The 15,210-nt window shown below is 63.0% G+C and carries 16 protein-coding genes; 11 read left to right on the top strand and 5 right to left on the bottom strand.

The window, feature by feature from the left end; genetic code table 11:
* Positions 1-25: 25 nt before the first annotated feature.
* On the bottom strand, positions 26-274 hold the full coding sequence (locus BA190_RS26765) for a helix-turn-helix domain-containing protein (RefSeq protein WP_162275223.1): 249 nt from the start codon (positions 272-274) through the stop codon (positions 26-28).
* 110 nt (positions 275-384) lie between these two features.
* Here BA190_RS26765 and BA190_RS26760 point away from each other — a divergent pair, with 110 nt between their 5' ends.
* The 9 genes from BA190_RS26760 (at position 385) to BA190_RS26725 (ending at position 5,135) form a co-directional block, all read left to right on the top strand.
* On the top strand, positions 385-996 hold the full coding sequence (locus tag BA190_RS26760) for a LexA family transcriptional regulator (RefSeq protein WP_068295149.1): 612 nt from the start codon (positions 385-387) through the stop codon (positions 994-996).
* 65 nt (positions 997-1,061) lie between these two features.
* Positions 1,062-1,331 carry a hypothetical protein gene (locus BA190_RS26755; RefSeq protein ID WP_068295144.1) on the top strand — a complete coding sequence of 90 codons (270 nt, stop codon included), beginning with the start codon at positions 1,062-1,064 and terminating at the stop codon, positions 1,329-1,331.
* A complete protein-coding gene (locus BA190_RS36155; RefSeq protein ID WP_156771711.1) occupies positions 1,318-1,488 on the top strand; it encodes a hypothetical protein in 171 nt (56 codons plus the stop codon). Before BA190_RS26755 ends, BA190_RS36155 begins: the two co-directional genes overlap by 14 nt.
* Positions 1,485-1,916 (top strand): hypothetical protein, encoded by a 432-nt coding sequence (locus BA190_RS26750; RefSeq protein ID WP_082980057.1) that lies wholly within the window; start codon positions 1,485-1,487, stop codon positions 1,914-1,916. Before BA190_RS36155 ends, BA190_RS26750 begins: the two co-directional genes overlap by 4 nt.
* The gene (locus BA190_RS26745; RefSeq protein ID WP_068295141.1) at positions 1,913-2,188 is read left to right on the top strand and encodes a hypothetical protein; all 276 of its coding nucleotides are present in this window, start codon (positions 1,913-1,915) and stop codon (positions 2,186-2,188) included. Before BA190_RS26750 ends, BA190_RS26745 begins: the two co-directional genes overlap by 4 nt.
* 4 nt (positions 2,189-2,192) lie before the next feature.
* Positions 2,193-3,467: a hypothetical protein gene (locus BA190_RS36615; protein WP_068295137.1), complete on the top strand. Its 1,275-nt coding sequence runs from the start codon at positions 2,193-2,195 to the stop codon at positions 3,465-3,467.
* Complete coding sequence (locus BA190_RS26735; protein WP_068295132.1) at positions 3,464-3,739, top strand: hypothetical protein; 276 nt, start codon at positions 3,464-3,466, stop codon at positions 3,737-3,739. Before BA190_RS36615 ends, BA190_RS26735 begins: the two co-directional genes overlap by 4 nt.
* Before the next feature lie 257 nt (positions 3,740-3,996).
* Entirely contained in the window at positions 3,997-4,842 is an 846-nt protein-coding gene (locus tag BA190_RS26730; RefSeq protein ID WP_068295130.1) for a protein-L-isoaspartate O-methyltransferase, read from the top strand.
* Positions 4,843-4,931: 89 nt separating this feature from the next.
* Positions 4,932-5,135 (top strand): heavy-metal-associated domain-containing protein, encoded by a 204-nt coding sequence (locus BA190_RS26725; protein ID WP_068295128.1) that lies wholly within the window; start codon positions 4,932-4,934, stop codon positions 5,133-5,135.
* 100 nt (positions 5,136-5,235) lie between these two features.
* On the opposite strand, the gene BA190_RS26720 is transcribed toward BA190_RS26725, so the two are convergent.
* Both BA190_RS26720 and mntR read right to left on the bottom strand, forming a co-directional pair.
* The gene (locus BA190_RS26720) at positions 5,236-8,094 is read right to left on the bottom strand and encodes a phosphoenolpyruvate carboxylase (RefSeq protein WP_082980056.1); all 2,859 of its coding nucleotides are present in this window, start codon (positions 8,092-8,094) and stop codon (positions 5,236-5,238) included.
* Positions 8,095-8,463: 369 nt separating this feature from the next.
* Positions 8,464-8,919 carry a manganese-binding transcriptional regulator MntR gene (gene mntR / locus BA190_RS26715; protein WP_068295122.1) on the bottom strand — a complete coding sequence of 152 codons (456 nt, stop codon included), beginning with the start codon at positions 8,917-8,919 and terminating at the stop codon, positions 8,464-8,466.
* 198 nt (positions 8,920-9,117) lie between these two features.
* Here mntR and BA190_RS26710 point away from each other — a divergent pair, with 198 nt between their 5' ends.
* Complete coding sequence (locus tag BA190_RS26710) at positions 9,118-10,509, top strand: Nramp family divalent metal transporter (protein WP_371260412.1); 1,392 nt, start codon at positions 9,118-9,120, stop codon at positions 10,507-10,509.
* A gap of 119 nt (positions 10,510-10,628) precedes the next feature.
* Here BA190_RS26710 and BA190_RS26705 read toward each other — a convergent pair whose 3' ends face one another.
* Positions 10,629-12,083 carry a hypothetical protein gene (locus BA190_RS26705; protein WP_068295114.1) on the bottom strand — a complete coding sequence of 485 codons (1,455 nt, stop codon included), beginning with the start codon at positions 12,081-12,083 and terminating at the stop codon, positions 10,629-10,631.
* Positions 12,084-12,553: 470 nt separating this feature from the next.
* Between BA190_RS26705 and panB the strand changes: the two genes are divergently transcribed.
* Positions 12,554-13,375, top strand: a complete 822-nt coding sequence (gene panB / locus BA190_RS26700; RefSeq protein ID WP_068295110.1) for a 3-methyl-2-oxobutanoate hydroxymethyltransferase — start codon at positions 12,554-12,556, stop codon at positions 13,373-13,375.
* A 231-nt stretch (positions 13,376-13,606) separates the two neighbouring features.
* On the opposite strand, the gene BA190_RS26695 is transcribed toward panB, so the two are convergent.
* Complete coding sequence (locus BA190_RS26695; protein ID WP_068295109.1) at positions 13,607-15,085, bottom strand: AMP nucleosidase; 1,479 nt, start codon at positions 15,083-15,085, stop codon at positions 13,607-13,609.
* Between the last annotated feature and the right edge of the window lie 125 nt (positions 15,086-15,210).

The following is a 15,210-nucleotide window of genomic DNA, read 5'->3' as shown; positions in this document are numbered from 1 at the left end:
AATCGGGAGCTTTGCGCGAGCCGGTTCATTCGGCCGCTCCCGCCAGCACGGCGAGCATTTTCTTGCGCGCCGCGATCAGTCCCGCATCGAGTGCCGAGAGCTCGCGCTCCAGCGTTCCCACCTTGGGCTCGACCGTTCCACGCTCCCACCGTCGCACCGATGAATAGGAGACGCCCGAGCGGCGGCACAGATCCAGCAGACTGATATTCAGCTGCCTGGCTTGCCGCTCAATCTCACGAATGCGAATCACATGTTGCATAATGTGCACGATCATGTGCATAGTCCGCCGTGTCAATAGCAGACTTGCGCAATCCAGGGATCAATTACGTGCTGCATAATGTGCATCAGGGGGTAACGCCGGGGATACCCTGGAGACCTTTTGCAATGCAGCAGACAAAAAGAGCTCTTTCAGAGCAGGCGCTATTCGAGCGCCAGCGCGTACAAGCCTGGATTGAGGGCATCGAAAGGCGCTTCCGCGTGACGCGCCAGGAGATCGCCAAGCGCGCCGGCTTCAGCCATTCGACCATCTACAGATGGTTCGACAGCGACCGGTCCGACACGCCTTCAGCTTTGAAGGTTCGGCAGATTGCCGATGCCTTTGGTATCCCAGCACCAACTGACGTTGTGGAACCGCCCGGATTTTCCGAAGGGGAAGCAGTGCCCTACCATGGGGAAACTGTGCAGGCTGGTCGCAACGATCCTAACCTTTCCGATTGGGTAATTGGCAGTAGAGCGCTGGAACTTCATGGCTACATGCCGGGCGATATTGTTACGATCGACCAAAGCATAACGCCGAGAAGCGGCGATGTGGTCATCGCGCAAGTCTACAATCTCGAAGCCGGAAACGCCGAAACCAAGGTGCGATACTACGAAGCGCCGCACTTGACCACGAAGACCATGGATCCGACGGCTTCCGACCGCCCGCTCTATGTCGACGGCGAGCGCGTTGCGATCATGGGAGTCGTGACCAGGAGCATGCGCATCCGTGCTGCATAGGATGTGCATTGACTTTTTCGCATTTGTGCACATTCTTGTGCGCATCGTCATGCGAGAGGTCGCACATGCAGAACGTCATCACATTGAAAGAGATTGCCGCCGAATTCGGCGTGCAGGAGCGCCACGCCGCCCGCAAGGCGCGGCTGCTGGCTGAACACCACGGCTTCCCCCGGCCGCTGCCGGGCATGGTCAACAAGTTCTCGCGCGCCCTGGTCGAGGCCTGGTTCGCGCGGGGAGGGCAGGAGGCGCCGGCGATCGAGCCCGAGGCGGCCGACGCCCGCGATCCGGTCGCGCAGGCCCGCAAGCTGCTGGAGGCGCGCTATGTCCAGAACTGACAAGAAGCCCGCCGAAGGGGAATTGACCCGCCTCGAGCTCATCTGCCTCGATGGCCTGATCGCCTCGCTCGAGCGCCGGCTCGAGGATCTCTGCGACCTGCGCAAGATCCTCGAAGAGCGCATCGACGGCGGCGCCGTGCGGGAGTGGCTGCAATGACAGTCAACCTGGATCCGCAAGCCCTGCGCGCCTGCTACCTGTCAGGCCAGATGAGCGAAGCCCAATGGCAGGAGCATATCCGGCTGGGCCATGTCCAGGCGCCCCTGCTCAGCCGCGCCGCGATCGACGTGCTGGACGAACGCCGGCGCCAGGTCGAGGCAGAAGGCTACACCCGAGCACACGATGATAGCCATAAGAGTGGTGAGCTTGCCCTCGCGGCTGCACTCTATGCCATCCCCTATGAGGCAGAGGTTGGCGGCCATAAGCTCGTAGATCAGGATGATTTCATCGGCCTCCATATGGACCTTAAAATCGCATGCGGATGGACGCTGAAACCAGAACCGGATCCTCGCAAGCGCCTCATAAAGGCCGGCGCCCTGATCCTGGCCGAGATCGAGCGGCTCGACCGCCAAGGCGGTGCGACATGATCGAGCTTTCCAAGACCCAAACCGACGCCCTGCGCGAGATATCGCTCGGCCCCATGCGCCTCTTTCCCAACAACCGCTGGAGCCGCAGCCGCTACGGGCCGTTCTTCGCCGGTCAGACGGTCAAGTCCCTGGTGCGGGGGGGCTATGTCCACTCGACGGACATGTTGGCCCGCCTCACGCCGGCCGGCCTTGATGTCGCCCGCCTGCGCGGCTTCATGCCCCAGCTTGCCAAGCTGGAATGCGGCGATTCACACTCGCGCGCGAAGGAGTAGCACCATGGCTGAATCACCCAAGGTCGCCATCCGCATTTCGATCCCGCATGTCAGCTGGCGCGACGGCCGGCCCCGCTTCAATCCGGGGCCGAAACTGCGCCGGCTCGGCTACAAGGGCGAGGATCTGCGCCACGGCAAGACGGGCGCCTGGTTCACGCAGGAAGAAACCCTGGCATGGGTTTCCGCACGCGTGGGCGAGATCGAGCAGCGCCGCAGGGACAAGGCCGCCGGCAAGCGCCTCAAGCCCATGCAGGGCCGCCGCGTCTACAGCGTCGAGGATTTGTTCAAGGATTGGTTCGCGTCGCCCCGCCTGAAAGGCGAGGCCGTCGTCGACGGCAAGCGCAACGAGAAGGGCCTGTCTTCAGCCACCATCAAGGATTACGGCTACAAGCGCGACGCCCTGCAGCGCCAGGACGGCGAGCTTTTCGTCTCGCCCGTCGCCGCGCTCACCGGCCCGATCTGCTACGGCCTCTATGAAGATCTGTGGCGCGACACCGGACTGTCGACGGCGCGCGGCGTGCTGGCCACGCTCTCGGCCGCCATTTCATGGGGCATGAAGCGAGGCAAGGTCGGCTTCGTCGCCAATCCCTGCAAGGGCCTCGGCCTGCAGACGCCGCCGCCGCGCGTGCGCGCCTTGACGCCGGCCGAGGTAGACCACCTGGTGAAGGCGGCCGACAGCATGGGCCGCCCCGAGATCGGCGACAGCGTGCTGCTCGGCGTCTGGACCGGCCAGCGCCAGGCCGACCGCCTGCAGCTGATCGACCTCGGCCTGATCGACGGCCGCCGCGTCTTCCGCCAGTCCAAGACGAAGGCGATCGTCGAGATCCCCGAGGCGCCGGCGCTGGCCGCGCGCCTCGCCGCCGCCCGCGCCAGGCGCGAGGAATGGAAGGTCAAGCCACTGCACACCCTGGTCGACGAGCGCACGCGCGAGCCGTGGAAGCCGGACTGGTACCGCCATGTCTTCGCCGAGGTGCGCAACGCCGCCGTCGACGGCGTCAGGGCGCAGGATGGCAGCTGGCTGGTCGAGCCCATGCCGGCGCTCGACAGCAGCGACACGGGCCTTCCGCGCGACCAGGACCTGCGCGACACGGCCGTGACCTGGCTTGCCCGCGCCGGCTGCACCGTGCCGCAGATCTGCGCCATCACCGGCCACAGCGAGGCGAGCGTCTATGCCATCCTGAAACACTACCTGTCACACCATCGCGAGCTCGCCGACCAGGCGATCGCCAAGGTGATCAGCTGGCATGACGGCCAGGTCGAAGGGGAGAGCAAGAAGTGAGTGAACTGGTTGATGCAATCGTACGGCTCGGCAACGCCGTCGAGAAAATGAACGGCGCAGTGAGCCAGGTGGCGGTGACGTTGCCGATCGAGATCTACATGGAGATGCAGCGCGAGCTCTTGCCGGATCTCACCGCCAAGCGCGAGGCGAGGCCACTGCCGAGGCGCGCCATGTGCATTGTCGGCGGCCTGACCATCATTGGCGATAAGAGACCGCTCGATAATGATATGATCAACATGGCCGATCTCATCCGGCCTGGCCGATCATTCTAGTAGCGTGCGACTTTCAGCGCTTTTTGGCTAAGGTCGTACACTCATCCCCTGTAAGTAATTGATTTTACTATACTTCACTATAACTTTTAATCATGGGGTCGTGGGTTCGAATCCCACCGAGCTCACCACTGATTTTCCTGACATTGTCGATGAAACGGCTGGTTGTCCCGATCCGGGATCCAGCTCGCACTATCTGCAAGCCCATCTGCACAAAGAATGTTAGATTTTGCAACGGGATCAGAGCAGGTAGGGACATCATGGCCAGCGAGAGGGCCGCGCTGGAGCAGGCACGTCGTGATTTTGCCAGGTCGATGCTGAAGGAAAGCGGATCGGGGGACCCGCGCATCGAGAGGGCGTTCGAACTCGTGCCGCGCGAAGCCTTCCTGCCGCCCGGCCCCTGGCTGATGACCCATCATGGCGGTTATGTCGAGACACCGGATGCCGACCCGATCCACCTCTACAGGAATCGCCTGGTTGCCTTGAAGGCGGACAAGCAGATCAATACGGGCGAGCCGTCCTTGCATGCGGCATGGCTGGGCGCGGTGGCTCCCAGGGCAGGGGAGAGGGTCAGCCATATCGGGGCCGGCCTGGGGTATTACACCGCCATATTATCGGTGCTGACATTGCCTGGCGGACATGTAACGGCATTCGAGATCGAGGAGGATCTCGCCGAGCAGGCAAGGCGCAACCTCAAGCCGTTCGAAGGCGTGAGCGTGATTCGTGCCGATGCCACGCGCGTCGCCTTGCCGCCCTCCGACCTCATCTATGTCAATGCCGGCGTGGTCGCCCCGCCGCTTGCCTGGCTTGCCGCACTGCAGCCCGGCGGTCGCCTGATCCTCCCCTGGCGTCCACGCGAGGAGATCGGCCTTGCCCTGCGGGTGGATGCCAGCGGCGCCGGCTTCGCCGTCAGGCCCCTGATGTCGTCCTGGTTCATTCCCTGCACCGGAGCGTCGCGCGAAATCCGAACGATTCGTGCGCCGCGCTCCTCTCGTGAAGTCTCGGCCATACGCTCGCTTTGGCTTACTACTGCGAAGGCTCCGGATGAGAGCGCGATCGCCGTCTATCCCGATCTTTGGTTCTCTTCGGCTGTGCTGGATGCCTGACTGCTTGAGCAAAGGGGAGCGTCCAAAAAGGCGCTTGACCTTACAATGATGGCAAGCCCTACAAGGCCTTCATCGATTGGAGACCTCGCATGATCACGTTGAAAATACCAGAAATGAGCTGCGGCCATTGCGCCAAGACGATTACGGGAGCGCTGAAGGCGATCGATCCCGGCGCTGGCGTCGAAATCGACCTCGGGACGCAGACCGTCAAAGTGGCAAGCGCCGCCGACGAGGCGAAATTGCGCGCGGCAATCGCCGAGGCCGGCTACGAGAACGAAAAGTTGCCGGCCTGATTGCCAGGCCAACAGAGAAAGGGGCCGGCCAGCGATGGCCGGCCCTTTTGCTTGCAAGCGAGAAAATCGCGATGCGACGGAATCGCCATCATTCTCAACTTTAGCCGTGAGCCCCGAACTCGAGCGCGATGGCGGCGCCGATGGCGAGGATCGTCCGATAGGTTCTTTCGATCGGATCGATAAGATTGCGCGTGAGCGCCGCATAGTTCGAGGGGGCGTCGCCCGGATAGCTGAAAGTCTCGGCGAGACTATAGCCTTCCATGGTCAGCCCATTCACCGGATAGGCATCGCGCAGCAGCGCCACCGCTTCGGGAATGCGCAGGCTGAAGATCAATTCCATGATGTCCTCGCGCGAGACATCGTTGCGCGTGGAGAATTTCGGCACCCGCGCTGCCATCAGCAATATGTGCTGGAGCAGGGCAAGGCGTACCGCCTGCAGCATGTCGAGCCTCTCCCGGTTTTCCGAGATCGATTTGCCCAGGTCCTGCCCGGCAAGGTCGAGCAGGCGATGCAGTGCAATGGCATCGAGCCGTAGCCTCACCGCCAATTCGTTGATCGAGGCGGCCCGGTCATCATCCTCCAGCAATTGGGTGATGAACAGGCAGGGCTCGGCCAAATGCGGCTCGGCTCCAGCATAGGGTCGCGTCGACCAGAAGGAACGGTCGAACAGGGTCGAGAAGGCGGCCAGTGCCTTGATGCTGGAGCGCCGCTTCATATGCACGACATGCGAAGTCAGGCGACGCAGCCGGTCCGATTTGGCGAAGGTGTCGATGAAGCGATCCTCATCGCCGCGCAGCGCCGTGCCGAAGCCGGCGATCACCGTGGCGGGGTGGCCGAGTTGCTGCAGGATGGCATTGTGAGGAATGGCCCTGATGCGCCGGACCTGGTGTACCTCGCCCCCGGAAACGTCGAACTGACGCCGCGACTTGCGCGAACCGGTTTCGTTCAGCAGGCCCTGGGCAAAAGAACCGAGTGCCCGGTGATAAGCATGATCATCGAGCAGTTTGCTATGAAAAGAGGCAAGCCTGCGGAAGAAGTCGAAGGAAAAGGTGGTGTTGGAATAGAAGGGATCGTCGCTGGCCGGCATTTCCCGCCAGGCCACTTCGGCCTCCAGCATGCGCGTCAGCGTGGCGAGGGCGAGTTCGGGCGTTTCGAAATAGACGAAGCCGTCGCCCCCCTGAAAGCTGATCTCATGCTTGAGGGCAATGCCCCGGCTTTCGAACTCGCGACGCGCCCAGGGACTCATCACATAGAAGGCTCGGTCTTCGAAACTTCCCGGATGGGCGCCACGGCCGGCCGATTCGCCATGCGTGTCGAAGATCAGGACTTCGACATCCGTCAGCCGGTGGCGCTCGCAGGCTCTGGCCAATTGCCCGTGCAGACGTTCGATCGCCAGTGCCGCGGTAACCTGGCCCATGAAGCGGCCCGAATCCGAAAAACCGGTCTGGATCGCTAGCCGGCCCCGCCGGCGTACCGCCTGACGATATTCCTCGATACCGAACAGCACGTCGAAGAATCGCGACGCGCCTTCCAGCGCCGTCGGTGTCTCGAACAGGGGCGAAACGTCGAGCTTGTCCTCGACACCGAACAAGCGGGCAAAATAGACCGCGGCCATCACCGTCGCCGGGGCCTCGCATTCGGCGATGAGCAGACGGATGCTCGAATCCCGGTCGACATGTTTGAGGATCTGTGCCGCCAGCACGAATTGGCGCAGCGCCGTCTTCTGCTCGATATCGAGCGAGCCGAAATTGACGGAGACCGGCTGGGCTTCGCGAATGAATGTCGCCAGGCGTTCCAGCATCGATCGGGAGGTGATGTTCTCCTCCGAATCGATATCGAGATGCTGGCGCATGGCATTGTGCAATTGCGTGGCATTGATGCGCATATGCACTTCGCCGACCCCGAAGCCGAGGGTCAGCATTTCGCTGCGCAGCGCAACGAGGTCGAGCGCGATCTCGGGCGGCGCATCGGCGATCGCGATGTCGATCAGCGCGATGTAGGGCCGAACACTGGTAGCCGCATCCGCATGGCGTGCGGTGAGGAGATCGGCCGCCTGCCGGAGTGCGGGGCGGTCGAGCGGCGATTGGTTGAAGGCTTCGAGAATGTCGGCGTTCCAGGCGCGCGTACGCTCGATCCGCGCGGTCAGTTCTTCGAGACGCTGTGCGGTCTGCGAATCCGGCCCGACCTGGTCGGCAATGCGCACGACCTCGCCGAGATAGCGATCGATCTGGTGCTGCTTTTCCGCGAGGCGAAAACGGAAGGAATCGATCCAGCGAATATCGGTGCGTCCATCGAGATCATAGCCGATCCAGGTGCCCAGACCGGCATAGCCGACCGTGACGGCGCGCCATTCCGGCGACCGCCGCTCGCGCAGGACTTCGGCGACGACACGTGCAAATTCACCGATCGCCGTCTTGGCCGCATCGAGGGCGACCATCGCCGCCTCATGCTCGACCTGCAGGGTGATCGGGTTGTCCGGTGCCATCAATGCATCAGGCAGCGATGCCTCGCCACCGCCGGCCATCTGCGCCAGACGCGTCCGATTGGCGCTGGAAAGCAGGAAGGTGGGATGCCCGGTGAAGACGATGCCGAGCTGGGTGCGCGCCAATGGGGAGGCACTGGAAACGCCGCGGCGACCAGTTGCGAGCAAATGCTCGGCAACACGGCGCAGGCTCTTGCGGTTGCCCGCCATATCGAGCGGACCGACATAGTCCCGCAAGGCTTTGGCGCGTGCAGCGAAGGTCTCCTGGCTGAGGCGTAGCGCCAGGGCCTCGAAATCCTCCCGCGTCAAGCGCCCGGCTTCGAGCTCACGCGACAATTCGAAGGCCAGTTGGGCCACCGGGTTGTAGCGCGGCTCGTCAACCAGTTTGGCGCGGGCGCTATCGAGCTTGTCGCGGCAGAAACGTTCGAGCTCGACGATACGGTCGTCAGGTCCAAGCTCCGGCAAGGGTGCATCCATCTGGGTTCTCGGTCGACAGGTTTTTCAGGCGGTCCATAAACCACCTCTGCGTTGGAAACGAGCAAAAATCGTGCCGGAGACACAGCTAAAACGAAAGAATCGATCAACGTGGCTGGCCGGTTCGTTCCGATTGCGTTGCGCCTCCGTCGTGCAAGACAGCACTCGAACGCGCGCGGACAAGCAATTTCCTCTTTTTCCTAGCATGCTCCGTAGCGGCTTATATTCGGCGCCGACCCAGCTGCGGCAGCCAGTCCGACCCAGCTCGAGGCCGCTGCCGATCGACCGACGACGCCATTCGTGCCGGCCGAAATCGTCGAGGAACAGAAATTTCACCCCGGCAAAACGCGAAGAAACGGCTGACGATCGTCCCTAAGCCTTGGTTTTGACGAAGCGCGAAAAGGCGTCGAGGGTAGCCTTGCTGACATGGTGTTCGATGCCCTCGGCATCCCGCCGGGCGGTATCCGCGTCGATTCCAAGCGCCAGCAGGAAAGCCTCGACGATATGGTGGCGCTCACGGCTGGCCTCGGCGAGCGCCTGGCCCGCTTCGGTGAGAAACACGCCGCGATAGGGGCGCTGGGCCACGAAACCTTCGTCCGCCAGCCGTTTGAGCATTTTGGCGACGGTTGGCTGGGCCACGCCGAGACGGGCGGCGATATCGACCTGCCTGGCTTCGCCGCCGTCGCTGATCAGGTCGGCGATCAGTTCGACATAGTCCTCGATCAGTTCGAGGCGGCGTGCTTCGCGCGCCTGGCGGAAACTCTCGACATGGACGACGGCGTCGACCAGGCCGGGTTCGGGGGGTGAAAGCGCAGCGGAACGTTTCATGCCGGCTCTCCTAAGTTGATTCCGGTGTGCATCCCAAGGCAACGAACGGTCGCCACCAACTCGGTTTGCAACATTGCAACTGCGGGTATGCCCGATCCGCGTAGCCTTATCAATGGCGGCGATGAAATACAGCCTTGGCGTTTATCCATTGACCAATCTTTAGAGTATAGCATATGCTATATTCATCGAGATGGAATGATGCGGAATATCGTGGTGGAGAAGGGTATGAGTGCGGATGGTGCGGGAGCGGCCTCGGCCGAGCAGGGGGGCTGGCGTGTGGCTCCCGACGAAGAACGGCGGCCAAGCCTGGGGACGATGAATGCCAGCATTCCCGTGCCGAAGACGGGTTTGTGGGTGCGCCGGTTCCTGGCCTTTCTTGGTCCGGGCTACATGGTGTCCGTCGGCTACATGGACCCGGGCAATTGGGCAACCGACATCGCCGGCGGCTCGAAATTCGGCTATACGCTACTGAGCGTGATCCTGCTGTCGAACCTGATGGCCATCGTGCTGCAGGCTCTGGCGGCGCGGCTCGGCATCGTCACGGGGCGCGATCTCGCCCAAGCTTGCCGTGACCACTATTCCCGCCCGGTGAACCTCATGCTCTGGTTCGCCTGCGAGTTGGCGATCATCGCCTGTGACCTCGCCGAGGTCATCGGCACGGCCATCGCCCTCAATCTCCTGTTCGGCATTCCCCTGGTCTATGGCGCCATCATCACGGCGGTCGACGTCTTCCTGGTGCTGATGCTGATGCAGCGTGGCTTCAGGACGCTGGAAGCCTTCGTGATCGGCCTTTTGATCGTGATCTTCGGCTGCTTCATCATCCAGATCATCCTGGCCGCCCCCGCAATCCACGATATCGTCGGCGGGTTCCTGCCGCAGGCCAAGGTCGTCACCAACCCCGAGGCTCTCTACATCGCCATCGGCATCATCGGTGCCACCGTGATGCCGCACAACCTCTATTTGCATTCATCGATCGTGCAGACCCGCGCCTATGAGCGCACGGAGGAAGGCAAGCGCTCGGCCATCCGCTGGGCCGTGACCGACAGCACCATCGCGCTGATGCTGGCCCTCTTCGTGAACGCGGCGATCCTGATCACGGCAGCAACCGTGTTCCATCAGAATGGCCGGACCGATGTCGAGGAGATCGAGCAGGCCTATCAATTGCTGTCGCCGATGCTCGGTGTCGGCATCGCCTCCACGCTGCTTGCGGTTGCCCTGCTGGCCTCGGGCGTCAACTCGACGGTAACCGCCACGCTCGCCGGTCAGATCGTGATGGAAGGGTTCCTCCACCTGCGCATTCCCGATTGGGCGCGCCGGCTGATCACGCGCGGCATCGCCATCGTGCCGGTGGTCGCCGTCACCGCCCTCTACGGCGATCAGGGCACCAACAAGCTGCTGGTGCTCAGCCAGGTGATCTTGTCGATGCAACTGCCCTTCGCGATCATCCCGCTGGTTCGCTTCGTCTCGGACAAGCGCAAGATGGGCGCCTTCGTCACGCCGATCTGGCTGACGATGCTCTCCTGGGTGATCGCGGGCGTCATCCTGGTCTTGGATATCAAGCTGCTGGTCGACACCTTCACAGGCGCCTGACTCAGCGAAAGGCATGACGCGTGCCACAGCCGTTGCTACAGCGCCGGATCCGATCTCGAAATCGGATCCGGCGCTGTAATTATTTACGCCAAGGCGCGTTGTGCTTTTGGGATGTCAGGTCAGTTCGCATGGACCAAAGCGAGACGGGCAAGGCGCTCGGCCGTATCCTGGGAGCCCGCCTTGGCAGCAGCTTCGTAGAAAGCCTTTGCCTGTGCCGCATTCGCCTGGGAGGCGTCCTTGACGATGGCCGGATCATAGGTCTCGGCCAGGGCGAACAAGGCACGTGGATCGGAGCCGCTTCGATAGGATTCCAGGGCTTCCCTCGCCCCGATCACGTCACCGCTGGCCAATAACTCACGGGCCGACTGCACGGCCTGATCGACCTCGTCCACGGTAATGGCGATGGTGCTGACGCTACGCGTCGCACTCGACGGGGCAGGGGCGGGCGCCGAGGCCGGAGAAGTGACGCTCGGTGCCGGCGCGGGAGAAGGAGTTGGAGCAGGTGCCGCGGCAACCTTGGTTTCCGGCGGCGTCGAGGCGGGCGGCGCGACCATGCTGCCCAAGGATTGCAGCTTGTCCGGATTGGCCCAGAAATAGGCTCCGACTGCTGCGATGCCGGCCGCGAGCAATGCGGAAGCGATCAGGGCCGGTGGAAGCTTGATCTTTGCCCAACTGCGCCGGGAAACGCGCGTCTCGTTGGCATTGACCGCCGGATTGACACCGAAGCGCGTGGGTTTCCGCGCCGGCGCCAGCTGCGGCATGACCGGTTTTTCTTCCTTGACCGTAGGAGCAACGGGCGTCGCTGCAGCATCGGCATATGCTGCCGGTGAACTGCCGCCATTTCTCAAGTCCAGATCCTGCGGCGGCTCGGCCGTCGCGCTTACCGTCGACATCCGCGGCCGCTCGCGCGAAGGCGGACCACGGAATTCGAAGGCTTGCTCGGCCTCGGGGCCTGGCTGCTCGGGGGCGGGAGCAGGCGTGTCCAGCGACGCCGCACGCGGCATCTTCGGCGGTTCGACCTGCGGCTTCCTTTCCGCTTCGGGCGCGATCTCTATGAAGAGCGCCTCACCGAAATCGAAGCCATTGTCGTCAGCACTGTCCTCCACTGCCGGCGCGGGATCTGCCTGCACGGCAGCAGGTGAAGACGGAGCCTCGGGTGTCGGTACGAGCTTCGCTTCGGCTTCGGCTTCGGGGAGCGGCGCCTCGGCGGGGCGGGACGCAGGCTCCTTCGGCGGCGACGCCAGCGCAACCAGGTGATTGAGGGAAGGGGAAGAAGGCTTGACCTCGGCCGGCCTCGATTCGCTCGACTTGCCTTGCGTCGGCTCGTCTCGCGCCGGCTTGGCTTCGTTCGTCTCGGCGACCGCCTTTATCCCCGCCGCACCGGCTTCATTGGCCGGCTTGGGCACGATCAGTCGCGGATCACGAGCAGGCGAGGAAGCAGCACGCTGCGCCGTAGCCGCAGCCTGCTTTTCTTTCAAAGCCTCCGCAGCCAAGCGCGCATTTTCCATATGGCGCTGAAATGCTTCGCGAACAGCGGCCGCGAGAGCCTCGTCTTTCTTCAGGGGTTCAGCCATATCGTTCCCACCCAAACGCTACACGGGCACCCACTGTGACGTGAAAAAGGCCATCCAGCCGCGAGAGCGGAAAAGATAGCGTCCGGAGGAGTGCCTGCGCAAACAAATTCTTTAACCATTTGTTAACGAAGATGCAGCTGGGGTCGATGCAGCGCCCTGAAAAGTTCACGAATATGGTTAAGGCGCCCCACTAGAGCCGAGCAAAGCCTGATTGGGGATGCTACGATGCTGCAGTGCGACAACAAGAGAAGGCAAGGGACGGGAATATTCGGGCCTGGCGCTTTACGCCATGACGCTTTTCGAGGATTGCTGTGTCGTCCCACGGCTAGGCGGTGTCGCGCCGAGGTTGTTTGGGGTGACCGCCAGCGTTCTTCGTCGGGAGGAGCATCGAATCCTTCCGGCCCATGATTAGGGCGTCGCAGCCGGCCTGTAACATCAGCACCGGCCTTTCGGCGCCCAGGAGGAATTTCGTGTCCGTTCAAAATCAGTCACAGCGAGTCACCGCGCCGCAGATACGCCTGCGCAAGGGAGGAGAACCGATCGTGGTTCTCACCTCCTATCACACCCACACCACGCGCATCATCGACCCCTTCGTCGACTGCATCCTGGTCGGCGACAGCCTGGGCATGGTCATGCACGGCATGGAAACCACGCTGCCGGTGACGCTGGAGATGATGATCCTGCAGGGCAGGGCGGTGATGCGCGGCTCCTCGCATGCCCTGGTGGTGGTCGACATGCCGTTCGGCTCCTACGAGGAATCGCCGCAGCAGGCCTTCCATAACGCGGCACGAATCCTGAAGGAAACCCGTTGCGGCGCCATCAAGCTCGAAGGCGGCGAACGCATGGCCGACACCATTCGCTTCCTCACCGAGCGCGGCGTGCCGGTGATGGCCCATGTCGGTCTGACGCCGCAATCGATCATGGCACTCGGTTCCTTCAGGGCGCAGGGGCGCGAAGAAGCCGATTGGGCCCCGATCGAGCGCGATGCCCAGCTGGTCGCCGAAGCAGGGGCCTTCGCCGTGGTGCTCGAAGCAATCGCCGAGCCGCTCGCCGCCAAGATCTCCGCCAGCATACCGATCCCGACCATCGGCATCGGCGCCTCGCCGGCCTGTGACGGACAGGTGCTGGTGCTGGAGGACATGCTGGGCCTGTCCGACCGGGTACCGAAATTCGTCAAGCGCTTCGGCTCGCTCGGCGACCAGATCCGCGAAGCCGTGCAGGGCTACGCCGAAGCCGTGCGCGACCGCAGCTTCCCGGCGGCCGAACACACCTATGGCATGAAGAAGAAATAGCGCGATCGACGATCGTTTACGGGAAGCGCCGCCCCTCACCCTCACCCTCACCCTTACCCTCTCCCCCGCAAGAAGCGGGGAGAGGGGCGCCGGGCGTCACGCTTCGATGCGAGATGTCGCATTTGCTGTGTGCGGCGCGACATCGAGGTCCCCCTCGCCCCGTCCTTACGGGGAGAGGGTAAGGGTGAGGGGCGGCGAAGCCCCATCACAATATCACCAAGCGCCCGAGCCTTACTGAAACGCCACCTCGTTGAAGCTGCGCAGCTTGCGGGAGTGCAGTTGGCGCTTGTCCGTCTCGCGCAGCAGGGCCATGGTCTCCAGGCCGACGGCGAGATGTTGGGAGACCCGTTCGCGATAGAAGGAATCCGCCATGCCCGGCAATTTCAGCTGGCCATGCAGCGGCTTGTCGGAAACGCACAGAAGCGTGCCATAGGGCACGCGGAAGCGGAAGCCATTGGCGGCGATGGTGCTCGATTCCATGTCCAGAGCGATCGCACGGCTCTGGATGAAGGGCAGGTTCTGTACCGTCGAGGGACGCAGTTCCCAGTTGCGGTCGTCGACGGTGGCAACGGTTCCCGTCCGCATCACCCGCTTGAGGTCATAGCCGGTCAACCCCGTGACCCTTCCGACAGCGCGCTCGATCGCAATCTGGATCTCGGCGAGGGCCGGCACGGGCACCTCGCGTGGCAGATCGGCATCCAGCACCTGATCCTGGCGCAGATAAGCATGGGCGAGCACATAGTCGCCCAGCATCTGCGAATTGCGCAGGCCCGCACAATGCCCGAGCATCAGCCAGGCATGCGGCCTGAGCACCGCGACATGGTCGGAAATGTTTTTGGCGTTGGAAGGGCCGACGCCGATATTGATCATGGTGATGCCGGAATCATCCGCACGCTTGAGATGATAGGCCGGCATTTGCGGCAGGCGCGGCGGATGGTGGCCGGTCACGTCGAGCTGCTGGGTTTCGCCCCCAAGCTCGGTGACGACATTGCCCGGCTCGACAAAGGCCGTGTAGCCGGACCCCAGCGAGCCCCCTTCACCCTTGGCCAGGATGGTCTGCGCCAGCCGCACGAATTCATCGATGTAGAACTGGTAGTTGGTGAAGATCACGAAATTCTGGAAATGCCGCGCCGAGGTGCCGGTATAGTGCTTCAGGCGCATCAGCGAGAGGTCGATACGCGGCGCGGTGAACAGCGCCAGCGGCTTGGCACCATCGGCCGAGCGCACATCGATGCCGTTGGCGATGCGATCGTCCATGATGGTGAGATCGGGCACGTCGAAGATCTGCGGCAGCAGGGCGAGGCGCCCGTAATCGAGGCCGCTTTCGGCGTGGAAGTCTTCGCCGAGCGCGAAATGGATCGGGATCGGCGTGGAGCTCTCACCCACTTCGACATCCACACCCGTGTTGCGCAACAGCAGCGCGATCTGTTCCTCCAGATAGCGGCTGAAGATGTCCGGCCGCGTCAGCGTCGTCGCATAGGTGCCGGTATCGGCCACGAATCCGAATGGCGTACGAGCATCGAGCGTGGGCAAGCTGTCCGTGTTGACACTGACATAGGGGTAATAGGCGCGAATGCGGTGATCGAAATCCTTGCCACGGGTGAATGCCGTGAAGGCCTCCCGCAGGCGCGCGGTGTTCGCGTCATAGAGCTGCGTGATCGCCGCTACGGCCGCTCTCGCATTGTCGAAGCGGCGGGGCTTAGTAGTCATTCCAATTTCGAAGCCGCGCTGCGGCTCTCCCTTTTCAATCTTCTAGTTCAGCCCAGGTGACATCGCAACGACATCCCATCGCGCCATCGAGGAAATTTCCGGCCGTGACATGGACTGCAAAGGAT

Source organism: Labrys sp. WJW (assembly GCF_001676615.1).
Classification (GTDB): Bacteria; Pseudomonadota; Alphaproteobacteria; order Rhizobiales; family Labraceae; genus Labrys; species Labrys sedimenti.
Note: the sequence above shows the minus strand (reverse complement) of the source record. Positions and strands in the feature narration are given on the sequence as shown.

Excerpts from the sequence above, each read along its gene's own strand:
- BA190_RS26760 (WP_068295149.1), top strand. The coding sequence starts at position 385 with ATGCAGCAGACAAAAAGAGCTCTTTCAGAGCAGGCGCTATTCGAGCGC.
- BA190_RS36155 (WP_156771711.1), top strand. The coding sequence starts at position 1,318 with ATGTCCAGAACTGACAAGAAGCCCGCCGAAGGGGAATTGACCCGCCTC.
- BA190_RS26745 (WP_068295141.1), top strand. The coding sequence starts at position 1,913 with ATGATCGAGCTTTCCAAGACCCAAACCGACGCCCTGCGCGAGATATCG.
- BA190_RS26695 (WP_068295109.1), bottom strand. The coding sequence starts at position 15,085 with ATGACTACTAAGCCCCGCCGCTTCGACAATGCGAGAGCGGCCGTAGCG.
- BA190_RS26765 (WP_162275223.1), bottom strand. The coding sequence starts at position 274 with ATGATCGTGCACATTATGCAACATGTGATTCGCATTCGTGAGATTGAG.
- BA190_RS26720 (WP_082980056.1), bottom strand. The coding sequence starts at position 8,094 with ATGGATGCACCCTTGCCGGAGCTTGGACCTGACGACCGTATCGTCGAG.
- BA190_RS36615 (WP_068295137.1), top strand. The coding sequence starts at position 2,193 with ATGGCTGAATCACCCAAGGTCGCCATCCGCATTTCGATCCCGCATGTC.
- BA190_RS26755 (WP_068295144.1), top strand. The coding sequence starts at position 1,062 with ATGCAGAACGTCATCACATTGAAAGAGATTGCCGCCGAATTCGGCGTG.
- mntR (WP_068295122.1), bottom strand. The coding sequence starts at position 8,919 with ATGAAACGTTCCGCTGCGCTTTCACCCCCCGAACCCGGCCTGGTCGAC.
- BA190_RS26705 (WP_068295114.1), bottom strand. The coding sequence starts at position 12,083 with ATGGCTGAACCCCTGAAGAAAGACGAGGCTCTCGCGGCCGCTGTTCGC.
- BA190_RS26725 (WP_068295128.1), top strand. The coding sequence starts at position 4,932 with ATGATCACGTTGAAAATACCAGAAATGAGCTGCGGCCATTGCGCCAAG.
- BA190_RS26730 (WP_068295130.1), top strand. The coding sequence starts at position 3,997 with ATGGCCAGCGAGAGGGCCGCGCTGGAGCAGGCACGTCGTGATTTTGCC.
- BA190_RS26750 (WP_082980057.1), top strand. The coding sequence starts at position 1,485 with ATGACAGTCAACCTGGATCCGCAAGCCCTGCGCGCCTGCTACCTGTCA.
- BA190_RS26710 (WP_371260412.1), top strand. The coding sequence starts at position 9,118 with ATGCGGAATATCGTGGTGGAGAAGGGTATGAGTGCGGATGGTGCGGGA.